Genomic DNA, 20285 nt, shown 5'->3' on the forward strand with positions numbered 1-20285 from the left:
CTCGAATCCTCACTCTATTGTTCCATCCATGCAAAGGGCGGCCGCTTGGCCGCCCTTTTTGGCATTCTTCGATCGGCCGCTTGGCCGCCCTTTTGGGCATCCTCCGATCGCCCCTTCCCTGCTCCCATCTCCCTGTCGCCCTAAAACGATCTTCAGCCTTGGATAAAAAAGGTAACGTTCTTCAGGCCGTCTACCGATAGTAAGCTTAGAGGCTGGAAAACTGCACAATTCCGATCAGCAGCCGAATTACCAATCAAGAAAGGTGTGGACCATGAGAACCTCGACTCAACGAAGCATTCTCTCCGTACTTGGCGCCACTTTACTTGCCGGCGCTGTCGGATGCAGCCAACCGGCCGGCGGGAAGGTACAGCAAACGGAGCAAACGGAGGACATTACGCTGAAGTTTATCTGGTGGGGCTCCGACAGCCGGAAGGAAAGCACGATGAAAGTAATCGAGCTGTACCAGAAGGAGCATCCCCATGTCCATTTTGAAACCGAATCCCTTGCGAATACCGGGGCGGTCGCGACGCAGCTGGCGATTCAAACGGCCAACCAGACTACCGCTGACATCATCCAGGCGGACTATAATTTCATCTACGATTATATTAACCGGGATCTCATCGAGCCCTTGAATGCGTTTACGGAAGACGGCACCCTGAATCTTTCGGAGATGGACAAGTCTTATCTCCTTCCCGGAACGAAGGGGGATCAGCTGTATGCCATGCCTATAGGGAACAATTCGACCATGTTTATCTATGACCCGCAATTATTGGCAAGCGCCGGGGTACCCGTACCCAAAAATGAATACACGATCGACGAGCTTTATCAAACGTTGAAGCTTTTGAAGCAAAAGATCGGCAGGCCGGACTTCTATCCTCTCGGAAACATGATCGATGTCTTCTATTATTTGAGAGCCCGCGGAGCCACCATGTACAACGCGGAAGGCACCGCCCTGGGTTACAACGATGACCGGCTCATGGCCGATTATTTCGCTTTGAACAAGCAGTGGCGTGAGGAAGGTCTGCTCGGAGGAGCGACGACGGCAGCCGGCAATGATAAGAATCATCCCATCGTTGCGGGGAATGCCGCTTTTTACAGTGTAGCCACCAACTCCGTCTCCTCCTTGAGCAAGCTCGCGGGCCATTCCTTAAAGCTTCTTCCCTATCCGGAAGTCACAAGCGGGCAGACAGGCCATTTCATCAAGCCATCCATGTTCCTGGCTCTGTCCTCCTACTCTCAGCACAAAAAAGAAGCGGCCGCGTTCCTGGACTTCTTCCTGAACAGCGAAGCGGCGAATGATATCCTGAAAGGAGAGCGCGGCGTTCCCGTGTCGGGCAAAATTGCTGCGAGACTGTCCGCGAATCTCGATGAAGCCGGCAAGGAGCAGTACCGGATTCTCGATGACCTCAAAACACGCTCCAAGCCGATTGACGCCCCTTACCCCTCAAGTCATGTGGTGGTCAGCAAGGCTTATGAACTGGCCTTGAAGCAGGTTACCGACGGGAAGCTGACTCCCGAGCAGGCCGCCAAGCAGTACCGTGAGCAGGCCAAGGTCTATCTAGGTGAAGCGAAGGAGGGTACCGGCAAATGAAGAAAACCAAGGGATTCACGATTCAGAGAAAGCTGTACGGAGGCTTTGGACTGGTCCTCTTCCTGCTCGCCGTGATGTCGACGATCAGCTATGTATATCTGGTCAAAGTGAATGACTCCTATACCGAATTGATCAAGCACCAGTCGAAAACTCTTCAGCTCATCAAGGATCTGAACATTGCGGTTGAAAGCGAGAGCTCCCATCTGAGCAAGTATCTGATCACCGGAGACACCAAGCAGGTGGAAGCTTTTCAACAATCGCAAAGCCGCTTCACAGGTGCTCTGACCGAACTGAAGACGTTAATCACGGACCGGGACGATAAGCAAATCCTGGCGGGCCTCGATCTGCTGCAGGGTCAATCCAGCTCTGCCGCCATGCAGATGATCGATGCCAAAAAACAGGATAACACCAAAGCGTTCGTTGACATCTCCGTCGCCCAAGGTCCGGTGCTGGATGCCTTTACGACCACGGCCAACCGGTTTGTAGAGCGAAAGCAGGAGGCCCTGGATCTGAAAGCAACCGCTACCTTTGAGGAGGTAGAACGGACAAAAAGCTTGGTCATCCTTCTGACGGTTGTCACCTTATTGGCAGGTACGGCAGCCACTGTAACGATCAGCCGTATGATTTCCATTCCGATCATCAAGCTGCAGGCCATGGCCTCCAAGATCGCGCAGGGCGATCTAAGGGATACGAACGTAGGGATCCAAAACCGGGACGAGATCGGTGAACTGGCAGGGGCTTTTAACCTGATGGCATCCAATCTCAGGAGCCTAATTCAAGAGGTCGGTACCAACGCCGAGCAAGTGGCGGCCTCCTCCGAGCAGCTTACCGCGAGTGCGGAACAAACCGGACAAGCCACCGAGCATGTCGCCCATATCACCGAGAGCCTGGCGGAAGGAACGGAAAGGCAGGTCGGTACGATCACGGAGAGCGTATCGCTTGTGCACAAGATGGATGTCGAAGCGAAGAACATTGCTTCCAGCGCTTCCCTTGTCACCGGAGCGGTTCAGCAGGCTTCACAGGTTGCTTCGGCGGGCGGGACAGCCGTTCAATCCGCCATTCACCAGATGTCTTCGGTCCAAAGCCATGTGGGCGAGATTACGCAGGTGGTCACTTCCCTAGGCCAAAAGACGGATGAGATCGGGCAGATCATCGCCATCATCACCGATATCGCGGCCCAGACCAATCTCTTGTCCCTTAATGCGGCCATTGAAGCGGCGCGTGCCGGAGAAAGCGGCAGAGGCTTCGCCGTGGTGGCGGGTGAGGTCCGCAAGCTGGCCGACCAGACGGCCAAGTCCGGCAAACAGGTGTCCGACGTCATTCTGGCCATTCAGGCGGAGACGAAGCGCGCCATCGAGAAGGTCGTCCAGGGGGAAAAAGAAGTGCTGGAGGGCATCGGCGCGGTCCATAAGGCCGGCGAATCCTTCCGCCAGATCGAAGCTTCCATCCATGAGGTGAACGGCCAGATCAAGGAGGTCTCCGACTCCTCCGCCGGGATGTCTCTCGAGACGAAGCACCTTGTGGCTGCCTTTGAGGTAATCAACCGGGTAACACAGGAGGCTGCCGAAGGAACCCACAGCGTCTCTGCCTCGGCCCAGGAGCAGCTGGCGAGTGTGGAGGAAATCACCGGCTCCTCCAGAGAATTGGCACGCCTTGCCCAGAAACTGCAGGAGAGCATTGAGAAGTTCTCCTGTTAACCTGCAGCGAATGAAAAGAAGGTCAAGTGATGACAAGGACCCGCAGCCTCACGGCTGGCGGGTCCTTGTGCTATGTCGCGGCTTCGGCGGCGTGAGCCTCGTGCTCCCTTCTCCCCGCCCACTGCCCGGCAGCCCAGCGGCGGCGCATCAGAAGGGCACGGGTCCACTCGTCGAGGATGAAGGCGGCATAGACGCCGACGATGCCGAAGCCGAGTACCGTGATGCAGAGCCAAGAGACCGGCACACGGATGCCGATCATGAAGAGCACGCCGAGCTTGGCCGGGTAAGCCGCATCCCCCGCCGCTTTCAGCACATGCTGATAGATCATGCACAGGCTGTGGGCGGGCTGGAACAGCAGCATGAGCCAGAGCACCCGGGTGCCCTCGCGGATGACGCCCGGGTCCTCCGTGAAGAGGCGGAGCATAGGCTCTGCGGCGAAGGCAGCTCCCGCCGCGGCGGCCGCGCAGAGGCCCATCGACCAGCGGATGCTTCGGCGGCATTCGTCCTCCGCTTCGGCCATCCGTCTGCCGCCGACCAAACGGCTTACGATAATCTGTGTGCCGACCGCGATCGAAGTCGCAAGCAGAGAGACGATGCCCAGCACGCTGTCCGCATAGACCCGGGTGGTCAGCGCCGTGATGCCGATCGAGACAATGAACGAAGTGATGATGAGCTGCGAGACATAATAGGCCATATATTCGATGGTGGACGGAATCCCGATCCCCAGCAGCCTCCGGGCGTAAGGCCCCGCTTCGCGGAAGAAGGAAGCGAGCTTCAGCCGGGGACGAAGCGTTCTCATCACTGCGTACACGATGGCGGTCATCGCAAGCAGCCGGGAGACGACCGTGGACCAGGCAATGCCTTCGAGCCCCAGCTGGGGCAGACCAAATGGCCCGTAGAGCACCAGCGCATTGCCGAACACATGCACGGCGTTCATGCCGATCGAGATCCACATGACTTCACGGGTCAGCCCATAGCTGCGCAGCACCGCAGAGCCCGTCAGCATCACCGCTTCCAGGAACAGAAAGCTGCCGACGATGCGCAGATACGTTCCAGCCTCGCCCATCATCCCGGCCGGTGTTCCGAGGAGCGTCAGGAAGAAGGCTGCTCCGCCCCCGAGGGCCAGGCTGATCCCGAGTCCCAGCACCGTATTCAGCGCTGCCGCCGTGCAGGCCGCCTGGACCGCCTTTTGCCGCTGCCCGCCCCCCAAGTCCTGCGAGATTACAATCGTCGTTCCCGCGGCCACGAAGCCGAAAAGCATAAGGAAGAACTGCAGCAGCTGATTGGCGATCCCCACGGAAGCCACGGCCCGTTCGCTGTAATGGCTCAGCATGAGAATATCGAGATTGCCCATGAGCAGATGCAGCAGCATCTCCACCAGGATCGGCCAGGTGATCCGGGCCAGGCTCAGCTCCGGGGCACCCATGCTCGTCGATTCTTTCCCTTCTTCAGTCATCGTTGTATTTGTCGTTGTATTCTTCGATTCTTCCGTCATGCTCTCTTGACCCCCTCCGGTTCGAATGTCCTCAGGGTATCACCGAAAAGTGCCAAAGCCCGTCACCTTTCCGTGCTACAATGAATTCATTAACCACTGGAGGGACCCGCCCGATGAACAAAGCCCAGCGCCTGCTGCATATCCTGATGACAATGCAGGCTCACCGCAAATTCAACCTGAAGGAGCTGACCGAGGAATTCGGAGTCTCCAAGCGGACGATCCTGCGCGACCTGCAGGAGCTCAGCGAGCTCGGCGTGCCGCTCTACTCGGAGCTCGGCGTCCATGGGGGCTACCAGCTGCTCCGCGAACGGATGCTCCCGCCGATTCACTTCTCGGACAAGGAGGCCGTCGCACTCTTCCTGGTCGCCGAGTCGCTGAAGGGCTACCCGATGCTGCCCTTCGAAGCCGAGGTGGAATCCGCGCTGAAGAAGTTCTACCACTACTCGCCCCGGGAGACGAAGGAGAAGATCGAAAGGCTGCGCTCGCATGTGCTCTTTCATGTGCAGGAGCGGGGCCTCGACACGCCGCATTTGACCGCGCTGCTGGAGGCTTCGCTCGAGGGGCGCATCGTCACCATCACGTATGAGTCGGAAAAAGGCATCTCGCAGCGGGACATCCAGCCCATCGGCGTCTATACGGCCAGCGGCCTGTGGTACTGTCCCGCCTACTGCTTCCGTTCGCAGGATACCCGGCTGTTCCGCGCCGACCGCATCACCGCCCTGGCGGTGTCAGGGGATCAGTCTCGCCGGATCGATCCCGCAGGCTTTGACATCCGGGACTGGGTCGCCGGCCGCCCGGGTGAGGAGACGGCCGAGCTTGTGATCCACTTGTCACGTGCCGGCGTCATCCGGGCCAAGAGCGACCCGATGCTGGCCGACGGGCTGACGGTCCATGAGGACGGTACCGGCTGCGTGCGGCGGCGGGCCGCCCTCTCCGACCTTGCGTGCCTCGCCGACACGCTGCTCGGATATGGAGCCAAGGCGGAGGTCGAAGCGCCGGAGCAGCTCCGGGAGATGCTGCTCCGACGGGTCCAAGAGATCCGCGAGCTTTATGCGGATGCCGGAGATGGATCCTTTTGAACTGCAAACGTGCTGCAAAACCCGCATAGAGAAGGGTGACCACGATCACGTTACCATTTTATATGCAGCCGGCGCCTAATTCACTGCCCCCCTTAACATCACTTGACTGGAGCGGAATGATCTGGGTATACGGCGAGGGGGATGGGGCATTCTATGTCCAAAGAGAGGGGACAAACGGACATGGGGCTGTCGTTTCATCTACTCGCATCAATCATCCTATTCAATGCCGCGGCTCTCTTGATTCCCAAGAAGCTGAATCGGATCGAGCATTATGCGACAACATTGTTCTCCCTTCTCCTCGTGCTGGTGACCGATATTACCCTGAACCTGAAGTATGACCTCTATGGATATTGGGGCTCCGGTGTGGACTGGATCGGTTACCTGGCCATCTACGGCATCTACCCGGCTGTCAATGTGCTGTTCTTAAACCTCTTCCCTTACCGGCAAAGCTTGGCCGCCAAGAGCCTGTATGTGGCCGGCTGGTGGCTGTTCGCCGTTGGATATGAGTATTCGGCGGTCCGGGCCGACTGGTTTTATTACAACGGCTGGAAGCTTACATACTCCACCCTGATTTATCCGTTCCTGTATATGATGCTCCTCTGGAATTTGTATTGGGTACGCCGGATCCTGGCAAGACCAGCCCGGGAACCCGCTGAATAACTTCTGGAAATCCGAGGAAGCCTAGAAACAACAACAACCAAGGCTTACTGAATCCAAGGAGGTCCCCGCCGCCATGCAGTTTAATGTATCGACCGTGAACCGAGTCGCCAAGGAAATTGAGGAATCCGGCAAGCGCATCCAGGCCGCCGTCAACTCGCCGAATGAGCTCGAGTCCGAGCTCCAGAAGCTTCAGAGCTCCATGGACAGCCTGCAGTCGCTGACCCAGGCCGGCCGTGCCGCAGGCGCCAATGCCAACACGGCGCAGAATGCGCCGAACCAGAACCAGAGCTGAAGCCCCTGCTGCCCAGGGCCCGAACCCCCGCTCCGTTATTCCGGAGGCGGGGGTTTTGGTGTCTTCGCGCCCAGCGGGAACCGGATCGTCACCCGGGTGCCGGCATGGACCGCTCCTCCCGAATAAGCGGCACATAGTCCGGCGCCTCCTGCGATTAGGACAGCTGATTGCCGGCCGAACACAAGAGAAAGAGCCCGTGTTCCCTTCCGGATGAAGAGAACCGGGCTCTAAGGCATGGCTCGTGTATTGCCGCCGATATGGGAGCATCTTGGAATCAGGAGTAGTGCAGCGGTAGGAAGTTCCAGTAATACAGAAACCCCGTGAACCCCAAGGTCATGAGGGAAAAGGCGGTCTTCCAGCCGGTCCAGCCTCCCGCTCTTCGGCCTGATGCCAGCTGCCAAAGCAGCCATAGAGCCAGCACAGCTGAGACCAGAGGCAGGGAGCTAATGCCCCACGCGTACCAAGGAGCGTACCCGTAGGTGAGCTGGTTGTTCCCGTAGGTGAACTGCACAGCCAGGAAGACGGTATTGAGCAGTGCAATCGCCGCAACGGCGCCGGACACAGGCTTGCCGGCCTTCCGGATGGCGTGGATGCCGTAACGGACCAGCCAGATCAGGCAGATCCCGACGAAGACCAGGGAGCCGGCCGCATAGATGGAAAGCAGTGTCCAGGTTCGGTGCAAGAACGACACCATCTCCAGGGTGGTATGGTCAGATAGGGTCATGGCCATCTTTCCGCCGACTTCATGAAAGCGAATCATCTCTTGGCCGTTCACCTCCTGGAACAATCCGTCTCCGGCGTACTTGAACGCTTTCGTCTGCTCCTTCGGACTGTCAGCGAAAGTACCGGTCACCTGAAGGGTCGAGGAATCTGCCGCCTCCACCTCCGAGGAGAAGCCGCCGAAGAAACGGAGCCACTTGCCCCAGCCGTGTTTGGGGTTAATCCCCGCTTGATACTCTCCCTCCAATGCTGCCGTATCGATGGCGGCCGAGGCGATCCCCATGCCCCCGGCGGAAGCTGTTGCACTTGGATCGAGCGGCTGCGGAGGAGCGGTCATGTGTGCGCTGAGCGCTTCGAGAACCTCCTCATGCAGCTGGACATCCGATCCGGCCCCGTTAACGGCAACGAAAATGCCGACCTTCTCGGAGGGGATCAGCACCAGCTCCGACACGAAGCCGTCGATCTCGCCGGTGTGATACAGCTTAGGGATGCCTTCGGCCGTCCTCCCGCGGAAGAACCCATAGCCGATCCCGTCGAGCTGTGGATCCGCCGCATACTGCTTCGCATGCATGGCTTCCACGGACTCCGGCTTCAGGATCCGCGCATCCCCCGCCTGCCCTCCGTTCAGGTGGGCGATCAGGTAATTCGCGAATTCATTCGGCACCACGCTCAGTCCACCCGCACCCGGCAGGGCGATATAGCTGTACGGGATTTCCTTGTACGTCCCTTTGGCAAAGGAATACGATTTGGCAAGCTGCGGATCGCCGAGCGGCAGCTCGAGTGTGGCATTCGGCATCTTCAGCGGACCGAAGAGCCGCTGCTTGTAATAGTCGGCCAGCGGCTGGCCCGACGTAAGCTCAACGAGATGACCGACCAGCCCCAGTCCCGCGTTGCTGTACTCGTATTTCTCCCCCGGAGCCCGGACCGGAGGCTGCGCTTCGAAATACCGCCGCAGGAACGTCTGCGCATCCAGCACGGAGTCGCGTGTCCGGCCGTTTACCCCATATACGGCTTGATCGAGCCCCGAGGTATGCGTCAGCAGGTCGTGAAGCGTAATTGGCGTGTTCCCATAGGTCGGCGCCTGGAACGTACGCAGATACGTGTTGATGTCCTGCTTCAAATCCAGCCGGCCGGCCTCCACAAGCTGCATAGCAGCGGAAGCGGTCACCGACTTCGTGAGCGACCCGATCGGGATCCGCGTGCGGGCCGGGTCCATCGGTACCTGATTCGCCGTATCGGCATATCCGTACCCCTTGCTGAAATAAATCTCGCTGCCCTTGGTTACGACAACGGCCGCACCGGGAATATGAAGGGCGTCCATCCTTTCCTTCATGAGCCCGTCCAGAACAGACTCCACGGCGGCGGGCGTCAGGGTGAAGTCGGCGGAGGCCGGCCTGACATCCGCATTGACCAGCGGCAGAAGCAGTCCGGCGCACAGCGTAAGCCGGGCGGCGGATTTCAGAATGGTTTTCATCATACTCCTCCTTTCCGAATGGTGAATTCCCCTTTCTTCTCTATGTTTTCCCATTTTGCGCCAAATATAGGGGACTCAAGGATTAATACCCGTAAAGCTCCGGGGAGAACCGGGGAGCGGATAAAGCCCAATAAAAAGGGCACCGACCAGTGTCAGTGCCCTTGACTTTGGTTGGAATTGCTTACGATTGCCAGGCGGACCTTGGTTATACCGTCGTTCCCTCCGGAGATTCGCTCTGCAGCTGGCCGGCAATCCCGGCAAGCACGCTTTTCAGCACCTGGGCGTTCGCCTCTACAAAGCCGCTCTCGAGAATCTCGTCATGGCCGCCTTTCATCATATGCTCCGAATAGGCTGCCCGTGTCCCATGCTTCCAGCTGAGCCGGTCGTCCCGGACGGATACGCCCGGCACCAAACCGCCCGCTGCAATGAAGTTATGGACGCTTGCCTGTACGCTCCACCGGTTGACCAGACGATTGCCATACTCGGCGTAAGCATGTACCCGAGCACGGTGGCGGCCTGTGAGCACCTGTTTGAACGGCTCGGCAACCCCGTCGAGTGACTCTTCCACCTGCCGGTACAGCTCCTCGGAGGCCAGATTGTAGTCTCGGACGATCCTGGCCGAGTCGATCATCAGCAGATGGGATACGGTGTACCCCCGTTTCTCCATCTCCTTGGCCACCTCGAACGCCAGGTTGCCTCCCATCGAGTAGCCTCCCAGGAGATAAGGCCCCTCCTTCTGCACCTCGATAATCGCACGGACATACCGGTCCAGCATTTCTTCCTCACTCGGGGCATCGTCGATATAATCCAGCCCATATACTACCGCATAAGTATCGAGCTCTTTCGCCAGCTCCGAGAAAGCCAGTCCGGAGCCGATCATCGGCGGGAAAAGGAAGATCTGCACCGGGCCGGAGTCATTGAGCCGGGTGACCGGCGTACCGCTGCCGGGTTCCAGCTCGCTCTTCACCAGCTCCGCCGCCAGCGCTTCGAGGGTCGGGGCTTCGAAGACGGTCCGCAGGGGGAGCTCCACGCCGAGATCCGTCTCGATCCGCCGCATAAGCTCCAGCACCTTCAGCGAGTGGCCTCCAAGCTCGAAGAAGCTGTCCTTCACGCCCACGAGCTCCACCCCCAGCACCTCCTGCCAGATACCCGCAAGGCGCGCCTCGCCTTCGGAGCGGGGCGCCACGTACTCGGTGCCCTTCATCATCCGGCCTTCCGGCTCAGGCAGCGCCTTCCGGTCCACCTTGCCGTTCGGCGTCAGCGGCAGCCTCTCGAGCTGCATGAACCGGGCAGGGACCATGTGTGCCGGCAGCGATTGCCGGAGCTCCTGCAGCAGGGCTTCGAGATCCAATTCGGACTCTGCCGCTGCATAACCGCACAGGTATTTGCTCCCCCGCTCGTCGGTCCGGTCGGTGACAACCGCCTGCTTGACCCCCGGGAATCGGAGGATGGCCGTTTCAATCTCGCCGAGCTCGATGCGATAGCCGCGGATCTTGACCTGATGGTCCATCCGTCCGATGAAATCCACGTTGCCGTCCTCGATCCAGCGGGCGGCATCGCCCGTCCGGTAGATGCGCTCTCCCGGCACGAACGGATTCTCTATGAACTTGTCGGCCGTCAGATCCGGGCGGTGCATATAACCGCGGCCAACCCCGGGCCCGCCGATGCACAGCTCGCCTGTCACCCCTACCGGTACGGGACGCAGCTGAGGATCCAGGATATAGAACCTTGCGTTCATATAAGCCCGGCCTACCGGCACATGACCGGTCTTCGGCAGCTTCTCCAGCGGCTCGTCATAATAACTCGAATCAATCGCCGCTTCCGTCACGCCGTACGAGTTAATGATGCGGATCCGGCTTCCCCAGCGTTCCTGAAGCACGCGGTAATCCGCCACACTGCAGCTGTCGGAGCTGGTGATGACCAGCTTCAGCGAGGTGAGCGAGAAGTCCTTGCGGGCCGCATAATCCAAGAAAGGAATCACGAGTGCCGGCGTCGCCTCGAACAGCGTGAGGCCGTAGGTCTCGATCAGGGCATGCAGGCGCTCCGGATCGATCCGGTCTTCCTTCGGGCAGATGACCATGGTTCCGCCGTTGAGCAGCGCCCGGGTCAGATCGCCCGCGAAGACGTCGAACGAGAAGCTGGCCAGCTGCAGCAGGCGGACGGGGAATTCCCCGAGCCGGTATTCCCGCCGGTTCGCCATGGCGGTGCTCATCAGACTCCGGTGTTCGATCATGACGCCCTTGGGGCGTCCTGTCGTTCCCGACGTGTAGATGACATACGCCAGATCGCCCGGCTCGTTGATGTTCGGCAGGCCTGCGGCTTCCCCGCCGCCGCTGTCCGGATTGACGCTGTCCGGATTGACGTTGTACAGAAACTCGTCGTCCAGGTTCAGCACGAGACGGTCCGCCTCCGGCTGATCGCTCCATGGCGCCACCAGGCCGGTCAGCGCTGACTGTGTAAGCAGCACCTGCGCCCTGCTGTTCTCCAGCATGTATTCGATCCGCTCCACCGGGTAGTCCGGGTCGAGCGGGAGGTAGGCGCCGCCCGCCTTCCATACGGCAAGCACCGCCGTGATCATCTCCACGCTCCGTTCGGCCAGAATGCCGACCACCTGCTCCCTGCCTATACCGGATTCCCGCAATCGGACGGCTAGCAGGTTCGCCCTGGCGTTCAGCTCTCCATAGGTGAGGCTGCGGTCCCGGAAAATGACCGCCGTCTCATCCGGACTCCGGCGGGCCTGCTGCTCGAACAGCTCATGGAACAGAAGCGGGCTTGTTTCCTCCGCCCCTTCAGGCAGGGCACCGAAGCTCTCGAGCAGCGCCAATTTTTCCCCGGCGGTCACTAGCTCCAGGCTCTCGACGCTGCGTTCCGGATCCTCCGCCATCTGCGACAGCATGTGAACAAGGTGCCCCTGAATCCGTTCGATCTCCCGGCTGCTGTACAGCTCTGCATTGTACTCGAACTTCACGGCCGTTTCCTCGCCCGGCATGACGGTCAGGTTGAAGTCATAGCTCGTCTGCTCGACCATGCCCACGTCCGAGATCTGGAACGCTGCCTGCGGATGGCCTCCAAGCTGCTCCACCTGCTCCTCGACCGGGTAGTTCTCGAACACCATAATATGGTGGATGAGATCCTGCCGACCGCCGGCGAGGGACTGAATCTCATACAGCGGGAAGTAATCGTACGCCTGAGAAGCGAGCGCCCCTTCCTGGATCCGCCGCAGCAGCGCCGAGACGGACTCTTGACCTTCGCAGCGGACACGAACCGGGACGGTGTTGATGAACAGGCCGATCATGGATTCGACGCCCGGGATGTGGGCGGGACGACCCGAGACGACGCTGCCGAACACCGCATCCCCGTGGTTATTGTATCTCTGCAGGATGATGCCCCAGGCGGTCTGCATGAAGGTATTAAATGTCACTTGATGCGCCTTCGCCGTCCGGTTGATCCGGGTCGTCAGGTCACGGCCCAGCTCGCAGGTCAGCTCCGCAGCCGTATAACCGGCCTCCTTGGCTGCCGTATCGCCATAGGGAAGCTTGGTTTCCTGCTCGTAATCCGCCAGATACTGCCTCCAGTAAGAAGCAGCCTCTTCCTTAGGCTGGTCCTGCAGCCAGCGGATGTAGTCGCTGTAAGGCGTTACCGGAGCAAGCACCGCCTCCCGTCCTTCCAGCTCGGCGCTGTAGCGCTCGAACACTTCGCCGTTCACGACGGAGAGGCACCAGCCGTCCATGACAATGTGATGGAAGCTCCAGATGAACCGGTAGGCCGTTTCGCCTGAACGCAGGACCGTAATGCGCAGCAGCAGATCCGAGCCCAGATCAAATCCGCGCGCAGCGTCCTCGGCTATCACAGTCGCCATACGCCCTTCCCGGTCCGCCTCATCCAGGGACCGGAGATCTTCATAGCGGTATTCGGCCCGGCGGCTGCGGAATACGGCCTGCAGCGGCCGGTCGGCCGCACCGAAGAGGAAATTCGTCCGGAGCACGGCGTGCCGGGAGATCAGGCCGTTCAGGCTCTTCTCGAACGCTTCGGAATCGAAGGAGCCGTGCAGGTTGTACGTGACCTGCTCGAAGTAAGCTCCCGACTTCGGCTCGTAGCGGCTGTGGAACAGCATGCCGGCCTGCATCGGGGTCAGCGGATAGACATCTTCGAGCTCGCCCAGATGGGCGGTCCGCGAAGCCAGCCCCTTCAGCTCCGCCGCGCTCATGCCCCTCAGGGTCACATCGCTTGGCGTCAGCTCTCTTCGCTGCTGTGCGGCACAGTGCCGGATCACTTCACGCAGGCTGGTCTGCAGCCCGTCCGCCAGCGCCTGGACCGTCTCGGGACGGTATTCCTTGCGGCTGTACGTGATGGTGAGACCGAGCTGGCCTCCGGAGATCATGCCGTTGATATCGAGCGCATACCATCTCGGCGTCAGCCCGCTCAGCGGCATCCCCGAGGAATAAGCGGAGGTTTCGATCGCGCTGCGTTCCAGGTCCTGGTCGAACTGTCCGAGATAGTTGAAGGAGATCTCCGGCTTCAATGCGGCGAGTGGACTATCCTCCGGCTCCGCCAGGAACTTCAGCAGACCATAACCGATCCCCTTGTTCGGGATGGCGCGCAGTCCTTCTTTGACCTGCTTGATGTTCTCCCCGACATCCCCGTCAACGTCCGTCTCGAGCAGCACAGGGAACTGCGAGGTAAACCAGCCGACCGTCCGCGTGATGTCCATATCCGGTATAATCGGTTCCCGGCCGTGCCCCTCCAGGTTGACGAGCACCTTTCCTTGTCCCGTCCATCTCTGTACGGCAAGTCCCAGCGCCGCCAGCAGCAGATCGTTCACTTCCGTGTTGTAAGCTCGGTGCGCCTGCTTCAGGAGCAGCTCCGTTTCCTCTGCCGTCCAGGTAACGGATACGGATTCGCTGTCCTGGACATAAGAGCTTTCCTCTGCCGTGTAATCCTTCGGAAGAGACGGGCACTGCGCATCCGCAAGGCTCAGCCAATAGGCGCGCTCCGCAGCCATCCGGGAGCCTGCCGCATAGTCGGACAGACTCCGGGCCCATAGCTGGAAGGAGTCGGTCTTCAGCGGCAGCGCGGCGGTACGTCCGGCCAGCGCCTCCTCGTAGGCCGAGGCGAAGTCCTCGAAGAGGATGCGCCAGGAGACACCGTCGACCGCCAGGTGGTGAATGGCCAGCAGCAGATGATCCCCGTCCTCGCACCGGAACAGTCCCAGCTTCATCAGCGGACCGGTGCCGAGATCGATGCTGCGCTGGATCGCTTCCGCCTCCTGTTCGACAGCAGCGGACGGATCGGCGGATTCACGCAGGTCCACCGTATGCAGGGTGAACGGCTCTCCCTCCGAAGACGGGCGGATTCGGGCCGAATAGCCCTCTTCCTCCGAGCGTTCGAACACCATCCGCAGGGCGTCGTGGTGCTTGACGACCTGCGCGGCCGCGAGGCGGACCGCTTCTTCCCTGAACCCGTCCGGGCGATACAGCATCACGGATTGGTTAAAGTGATGCGGCTCCTCATTCGCCTCTCCCAGGAACCAGCGGAGAATCGGAGTCAGCTCCACCGGACCGCTCGCCTCTTCCTGGTCCGCCGTACGGCCGGCCGGCCGTACCCTGCCGCCCAGCTCGGCGATGGTCGGGTACTGGAACAGCTCCTTCATCTCCACCTTGTACCCGGCCTGGAGCAGGCGGGAGGACACTTGAATCGCCTTGATGGAGTCGCCTCCGAGATCGAAGAAGCTGTCACGGATACCCACCCGCTTCGCGCCGAGTACGGACTGCCAGACCCCCGCGAGCGCTGCTTCAGCCGGAGTGCGCGGCGGTTCGTACGGCGTGCCGGTGTCGAGCTGATCCGAAGGGGCGGGCAGCGCGGCCCTGTCGATCTTGCCGTTAGGCGTAAGCGGCATCTTCTCCAGCCGGGTAAAGTAGGCTGGAATCATATACCCCGGGAGTTCACGGGCGAGGAAGCGCCTCAGCTCGCCCGGGGACAGCGGCGCGTCCGCCACATAGTAGGCGGCCAGCTGTCTGCTCCCTTCCGCGTCGTCCCACGCGAGTACGATGGTCTCCTGCACGGACGGCGCCTTCAGAATCTGCGCCTCCACCTCGCCAAGCTCAATCCGGTGACCCCGGATTTTGACCTGATGATCGATCCGGCCGAGGAACTCGATATTCCCGTCCGGCAGCCAGCGCGCCAGATCGCCGGTGCGGTACAAACGCTCTTCCGTCCGGTAAGGGTTCGGGATGAACTTCTCGGCCGTCAGCTCCGGCCGGTTCAGGTAGCCCCGGGCCAAGCCGTCGCCGCCGACGCACAGTTCGCCGGGAACGCCGATGGGAGCGAGCCGCAGCGGGTCCCCTCCCTGCACGATATAGGCGGAGGTATTGGCAATCGGGCGTCCGATCGGCAGGGATACGACACCCTCTCCGATCTCATTCACCGGATAGCAGGTGGCGAAGACTGTGCTCTCCGTCGGTCCGTACACATGCAGCAGACGATCCGGACCCAGGAATTCCAGCGCTTTTCGGACATGAGCGAGTGAAGAACGCTCTCCTCCGAACAGTACTTTGCGCAGGGAGCTCAGGGAATCGAGATTGAGGTCGACGAGCACATTGAAGAGCGCTGTTGTAATGAAGAGCACCGAGATCCGCTCCGAGGCGATGAGCATCGAGAGCTTCGTCATCTCCAGCAGGTCGGCCTTCGATACCAGCACCAGCCTCGCTCCGTTCAGCAGAGCACCGAAGATATCGAAGGTCGAACCGTCGAATGCATAGCTGGAGAGCTGAAGCAGCGAATCCTCCGGTTCAATCGAGATGTAGTTCGTATCCCGCACGACGCGGATAATATTGCGGTGGGTCGTCTCGTTCCCTTTCGGCCGGCCCGTCGTTCCCGAAGTGTACATGATGTAGGCCAGATGCCCGCTGCCTGAGACCGGCTCCAGGTTGGCCGCGTCGGCGTCATAGCTCGCCTCATCGTCCAGCAGGATGACCCGTTCGGCTTCCGGCGCGCGGTCCAGCAGACCGGTCAGCGTCAGGAGCTCCCTAGCTCCCGAATCCTCCATGATGAACCGCAGGCGCTCTTCGGGATACTCAGGGTCCATCGGGACGTAGGCTCCTCCGGCTTTCAGTACGGCCAGAATGCCGATAATCATCTCCGTCGACCGCTCCGTGAGCATGGCGACCGGACGGTCCGCGCAGACGCCTGCCGCACGCAGCTTCCGGGCCAGCCGGTTCGCCTGCCCGTTCAGCTCTCCGTAAGTCAGCTGCCGGTTCCCGAAGGTGACCGCCGGGGCATCAGGCCGCAGGGCCGCCTGTTCTTCGAACAGCTCATGAAGCGTGTAATCCTTGGGATACTTCGTGTCTGTATCGTTAAACGCACCGAGAATGGAATCCTTCTCGCGGGGAGTAATCAGCTCCAGACGGGCGAGCTCCGTCTGCGGGTTGTCGATAACCGCATCCACCAGCCCGCTGAAATGCTCCGCCATACGGATAACCGTCTCCCGCTTGAAGAGCGACAGAGCATATTCGAACGAGCAGCCAAGACCCTCTGCTTCCTCTACAGCGAAGAGTGTCAGGTCAAACTTGGCCACCGTGTGTTCGCTCGGATACGGCGCAAAGCGCAGTCCGCCAGTCACCTCTTGCTCTTCTTCACCGGAATCATTGCGAGCTGTCTGCAGGGCAAACATCGTATCGAAGAGCGGGCTCCGGCTCAGCTCCCGCTTCAGACCGAGCCTCTCGACCAGATCCTCGAGAGGGTACTCCGCATGATCGAAGGCCTGCAGCGTCCCCTCTTTGATTTCCTCCAGGTATTGAACGAAGGTCTTGCTCCCTTCCGGATAGCTGCGGATCGGCAGCGTGCCGACGAACATGCCGATCAGCGGCTCCAGATCCGCATGAGGCCTGCCGGCCACCGGGGTGCCGACGACGAGATCTTCCTGGCTGCTGTACCGGTGGAGCAGGGTCTTATATACCGCCAGAAGCACCATGTAGAGCGTGGCCCCGTTCTCCCTGGCCAGACGGCGGAGTCCTTCGCTCTGCCGCTCCGTCAGCTTGAATTCGCAGATGCTTCCGCGGAAGCTCTTCATGGCAGGCCTCGCATAATCGGCCGGAAGATCCAGCACCGGCGGCTCCCCGGCGAACGCATCCAGCCAGAAGCGCTCCTGTGCGCGGTACCCCTCGCCCTGCAAACGCTGCTGCTGCCAAGCCGCATAGTCCTTATACTGGATGCGGAGCGGAGTAAGGTCCCCTCCCCGGTACAGGGAAGCGAGCTCGTCCACGAGAACCTCCATCGAAGCGCCGTCCGAGACGATATGATGGGTATCGAACAGCAGGATATGACGCTCCTCGGATTGCTGTACAAGCCCTACGCGCAGCAGCGGAGCCCGGCTGAGATCGAATGGACGAATGAAGTCCGCAGCGAGCGAACCCACCTCATGCCCTGGGACCTGGATCGTTTCGATAGCAAAAGGAACCTCGGCGTGCACGACCTGTCTCGGTTCTCCATCCACGGTGCAAAACGAGGTGCGCAGCGTCTCATGACGGGCGATCAGCCCGCGGAACGCTTCCTCGAGCCGGCCGGTGTCGAGCGGCCCTTCGAGCAGCAGGATGTTCGGCATGTTGTAGCTTAGCTCCGCGCCCGCCTGCTGGCTGGCGAAGTAGACCCGCTTTTGGGCTGAGGATGCCCCATAATCGTCCTGCTCCTCTACCCGCCGGATCGACGCGAACTCCGTCTTCTCCATCGTCTGAAGCTCATCGGCCATGCGCTCAAGGGTCGGATATTTGAAGATATCCTTGAGCTGGATGTTGATTCCGAGCTCCTTGTGCACCTGGGCCACCAGCTTCGTGGCGCGCAGGGAATGACCGCCGATCTCAAAGAAGTTATCCTTACGCCCGACCGGCCGCTTCAAGGAGAGCACCGCTCTCCAGAGAGGCTCAAGGCGCAGCTCCATCGCCGTGGAAGGCGCTTCGAAATCCGCCTGATCCGCCGCAGAATCATCCGGTGCGGGCAGCGCCCGGCGGTCGACCTTGCCGTTCGGCGTGAGCGGCAGCACGTCCATCGGCACGAAGTAAGAAGGCAGCATGTACGCGGGGAGCTCCTGCGCCAGGGATGTTCTCAGCTCCCGCGGGGTCAGCGTTCCTTCGGCCACGTAATAAGCAGCGAGCTCGTACAGGCCGGCTTCGTCTTTCAGCGGAACGACAACCGCATCCTTTACTCCCAGGTGCTTCAGCAGCTCCGTCTCCACCTCGCCCGTCTCGATCCGGTAGCCCCGGATTTTGACCTGCGAATCGATGCGACCCTTGTACTCCAGCACGCCGTCCGCCCGCCAGCGGACCAGGTCTCCGGTCCGGTAGCAGCGCTCCGCCGCGCGGAAAGGGCTCGGAATGAATTTCTCTTCGTTCAGCTCCGGCCGGTTCAGGTAGCCGCGGGCCACTCCGTCGCCGCCGACCAGCAGCTCGCCCCAGGTTCCGACCGGCATGAGATTCATCGCCGGGTCAACGACGTAGGCCGTGGAGTTCGCGATCGGGCGTCCGATCGGAACGGCCGACTCCTGGATGCCCTCGATCGCGTGTGTAGTCGAGAAGGTCGTATTCTCCGTCGGCCCGTAGCCGTTGACAAGCCGCAGCCTTGGATGCTCCTCCAGCACACGGTTGATATGCGGAACGGACAGGACATCCCCGCCGACGATCAGCGTATGCAGTCCCTCGAACAGCCCCTTCTCCTGCTGGGAGAGCTGGTTGAACAGCGGAGCGGTCAGCCACATCGTATTGATGCCGAGCCCGCGGATCGCCGCCTTGAGCTTCGCCGCATCCAGGATCGCCTCTTGCGGAACAAAGCAGAGCACACCGCCGTTCAGCAGGGCCCCCCAGATCTCGAAGGTCGTCGCATCAAATACGACCGCCCCGGTCTGCAGAATACGCGTGCCTTCGTTCAGCGCGACGTAATTGGTGTTCCTCACGAGGCGCACGACGCTGCGGTGCTCGACCATCACGCCTTTCGGCCGGCCCGTTGAGCCTGACGTATACAGAATATAGGCCAGGGAGCCGGGTTCGCAGATCAGCGCCGGATCCGCCTCTTCCTCTGCCGTGAGGCCGGCTTCCAGGCTCAGGCGCAGCACGGTGCCTTGGAACCCGGCAGGTGCCTGAAGACGATCCTGGGCCAGAAGCAGCTTCGCGCCCGAGTCCTCCAGCAGGAAGCGGATGCGCTCCTCCGGATAGTCGGGATCGACCGGTACATAAGCGCCGCCCGCCTTCAGGATGCCGAGGATGCCGGCGACCATACCGGCAGACCGCTCCGCCATGATGGCGACGGGCTGCTCCGGCCGCAGGCCGTGCGCAAGCAGGGTCCGGCCGATGGCGTTCGCCTGCGCGTTCAGCTCGCGGTAGGTCAGCGTCCCTTCTTCCCAACGCAGCGCCTGTGCATCGGGGGTGCGGCGCACTTGATCCTCGAAGAGCGCATGAATGCTGCGATCATGCTCATAAAGCGCTGCGGTCTCGTTGAACGTTTCGGTGAGCTCCGTGCGTTCCTCGTCTGTCAACAGCTGCGCCTCGGTCAGCGGCAGCTCCGGCTGGAACAGCACGACGGCGAGCAGCTGACGAAGGTGGCCCGTCAGGCGCGAGACCGTCTGCGCATCGTATCTGGCGCCGTCATAGCGGATGCGGACGGCAATGCTTCCCCCGTCAAGATGGAAGCGGACCGACAGGTCGGAGGCGATTCGGCTGTGAGACTCCTCCCCGTGCAGAGCGTCCATCGAAATCATGGTATGTATAAGCGTCCGGCCGTCCTGCGTCTGCGGCAGCTCGAGTGCTCCGGTATAGTTCCAGAATGGCAGCTGCTGATGGGCAATGGCCTCGCCTACCGCTGTTTTGAGCCCGCCCAGCAGGGACTTCAGCGAAGTCTCTTTATTCATCCGGCTCTTAATAAGCAGGAGTGGATTCAGCAGGGGTGCCGAAGCTTCTCCCGAAGGGAAGGTGGGTACACCGGCAATCAGGTTTTCTTCATTCGTGTACCGGAAGAGCACCCCTTTGATCCCAGCCAGCAGCACCAGGAAGACGGCCATGGGGGATCCGCCCGTAATGCCGCGGATTCTCTCGGCCAGGGCTTCCGGCAGACGGTCATCGTACGTAAGGTGTTCAGACCCGGATGAGGTCCGGCTGCTCTGCGTTCCCGTGTAAGGCAGGCAGACCACGCGGTCCTCCCCGTCCCATTTCCCGCTCCAATAGGTTGTTTCTTTGTCGATTACGGCTTTCAATATCCTCACTCCCGTTCAGATGAGCTTCGCTTCCAGTGATCGTG

8 protein-coding genes are annotated in these 20285 nt (G+C 60.8%); 5 read left to right on the forward strand and 3 right to left on the reverse strand.

Features of this window, described 5'->3' with window-relative positions; genetic code table 11:
• Nucleotides 1–271 precede the first annotated feature (271 nt).
• Together ACP26L_RS21230 and ACP26L_RS21235 are read left to right on the forward strand one after the other, a co-directional pair.
• Nucleotides 272–1591 carry an ABC transporter substrate-binding protein gene (locus ACP26L_RS21230; protein WP_426446135.1) on the forward strand — a complete coding sequence of 440 codons (1320 nt, stop codon included), beginning with the start codon at nt 272–274 and terminating at the stop codon, nt 1589–1591.
• On the forward strand, nt 1588–3288 hold the full coding sequence (locus tag ACP26L_RS21235; protein WP_426446137.1) for a methyl-accepting chemotaxis protein: 1701 nt from the start codon (nt 1588–1590) through the stop codon (nt 3286–3288). Before ACP26L_RS21230 ends, ACP26L_RS21235 begins: the two co-directional genes overlap by 4 nt.
• Nucleotides 3289–3358: 70 nt before the next feature.
• Here ACP26L_RS21235 and ACP26L_RS21240 read toward each other — a convergent pair whose 3' ends face one another.
• Nucleotides 3359–4783 carry an MATE family efflux transporter gene (locus ACP26L_RS21240; protein ID WP_426446139.1) on the reverse strand — a complete coding sequence of 475 codons (1425 nt, stop codon included), beginning with the start codon at nt 4781–4783 and terminating at the stop codon, nt 3359–3361.
• Between the two features lie 113 nt (nt 4784–4896).
• Here ACP26L_RS21240 and ACP26L_RS21245 point away from each other — a divergent pair, with 113 nt between their 5' ends.
• The 3 genes from ACP26L_RS21245 to ACP26L_RS21255 all read left to right on the forward strand — a co-directional run bounded on the left by ACP26L_RS21245 (nt 4897) and on the right by ACP26L_RS21255 (nt 6814).
• On the forward strand, nt 4897–5862 hold the full coding sequence (locus ACP26L_RS21245; RefSeq protein ID WP_426446141.1) for a helix-turn-helix transcriptional regulator: 966 nt from the start codon (nt 4897–4899) through the stop codon (nt 5860–5862).
• 153 nt (nt 5863–6015) lie between these two features.
• Nucleotides 6016–6522 carry a CBO0543 family protein gene (locus tag ACP26L_RS21250; RefSeq protein ID WP_426446143.1) on the forward strand — a complete coding sequence of 169 codons (507 nt, stop codon included), beginning with the start codon at nt 6016–6018 and terminating at the stop codon, nt 6520–6522.
• Between the two features lie 73 nt (nt 6523–6595).
• Nucleotides 6596–6814, forward strand: coding sequence for a hypothetical protein (locus ACP26L_RS21255; protein WP_426446144.1), 219 nt, complete (start codon nt 6596–6598; stop codon nt 6812–6814).
• Nucleotides 6815–7088: 274 nt separating this feature from the next.
• Here ACP26L_RS21255 and ACP26L_RS21260 read toward each other — a convergent pair whose 3' ends face one another.
• Nucleotides 7089–9008: a serine hydrolase domain-containing protein gene (locus ACP26L_RS21260; RefSeq protein WP_426446146.1), complete on the reverse strand. Its 1920-nt coding sequence runs from the start codon at nt 9006–9008 to the stop codon at nt 7089–7091.
• Between the two features lie 205 nt (nt 9009–9213).
• On the reverse strand, nt 9214–20241 hold the full coding sequence (locus tag ACP26L_RS21265; RefSeq protein ID WP_426446147.1) for an amino acid adenylation domain-containing protein: 11028 nt from the start codon (nt 20239–20241) through the stop codon (nt 9214–9216).
• Nucleotides 20242–20285 lie beyond the last annotated feature (44 nt).

The organism is Paenibacillus sp. S-38, assembly GCF_049942825.1.
Taxonomy (GTDB): Bacteria; Bacillota; Bacilli; order Paenibacillales; family NBRC-103111; genus Paenibacillus_G.

Coding starts and splice junctions, on each gene's coding strand:
- ACP26L_RS21250 (WP_426446143.1), top strand. CDS start 6,016: ATGTCCAAAGAGAGGGGACAAACGGACATGGGGCTGTCGTTTCATCTA.
- ACP26L_RS21260 (WP_426446146.1), bottom strand. CDS start 9,008: ATGAAAACCATTCTGAAATCCGCCGCCCGGCTTACGCTGTGCGCCGGA.
- ACP26L_RS21255 (WP_426446144.1), top strand. CDS start 6,596: ATGCAGTTTAATGTATCGACCGTGAACCGAGTCGCCAAGGAAATTGAG.
- ACP26L_RS21245 (WP_426446141.1), top strand. CDS start 4,897: ATGAACAAAGCCCAGCGCCTGCTGCATATCCTGATGACAATGCAGGCT.
- ACP26L_RS21230 (WP_426446135.1), top strand. CDS start 272: ATGAGAACCTCGACTCAACGAAGCATTCTCTCCGTACTTGGCGCCACT.
- ACP26L_RS21235 (WP_426446137.1), top strand. CDS start 1,588: ATGAAGAAAACCAAGGGATTCACGATTCAGAGAAAGCTGTACGGAGGC.
- ACP26L_RS21240 (WP_426446139.1), bottom strand. CDS start 4,783: ATGACGGAAGAATCGAAGAATACAACGACAAATACAACGATGACTGAA.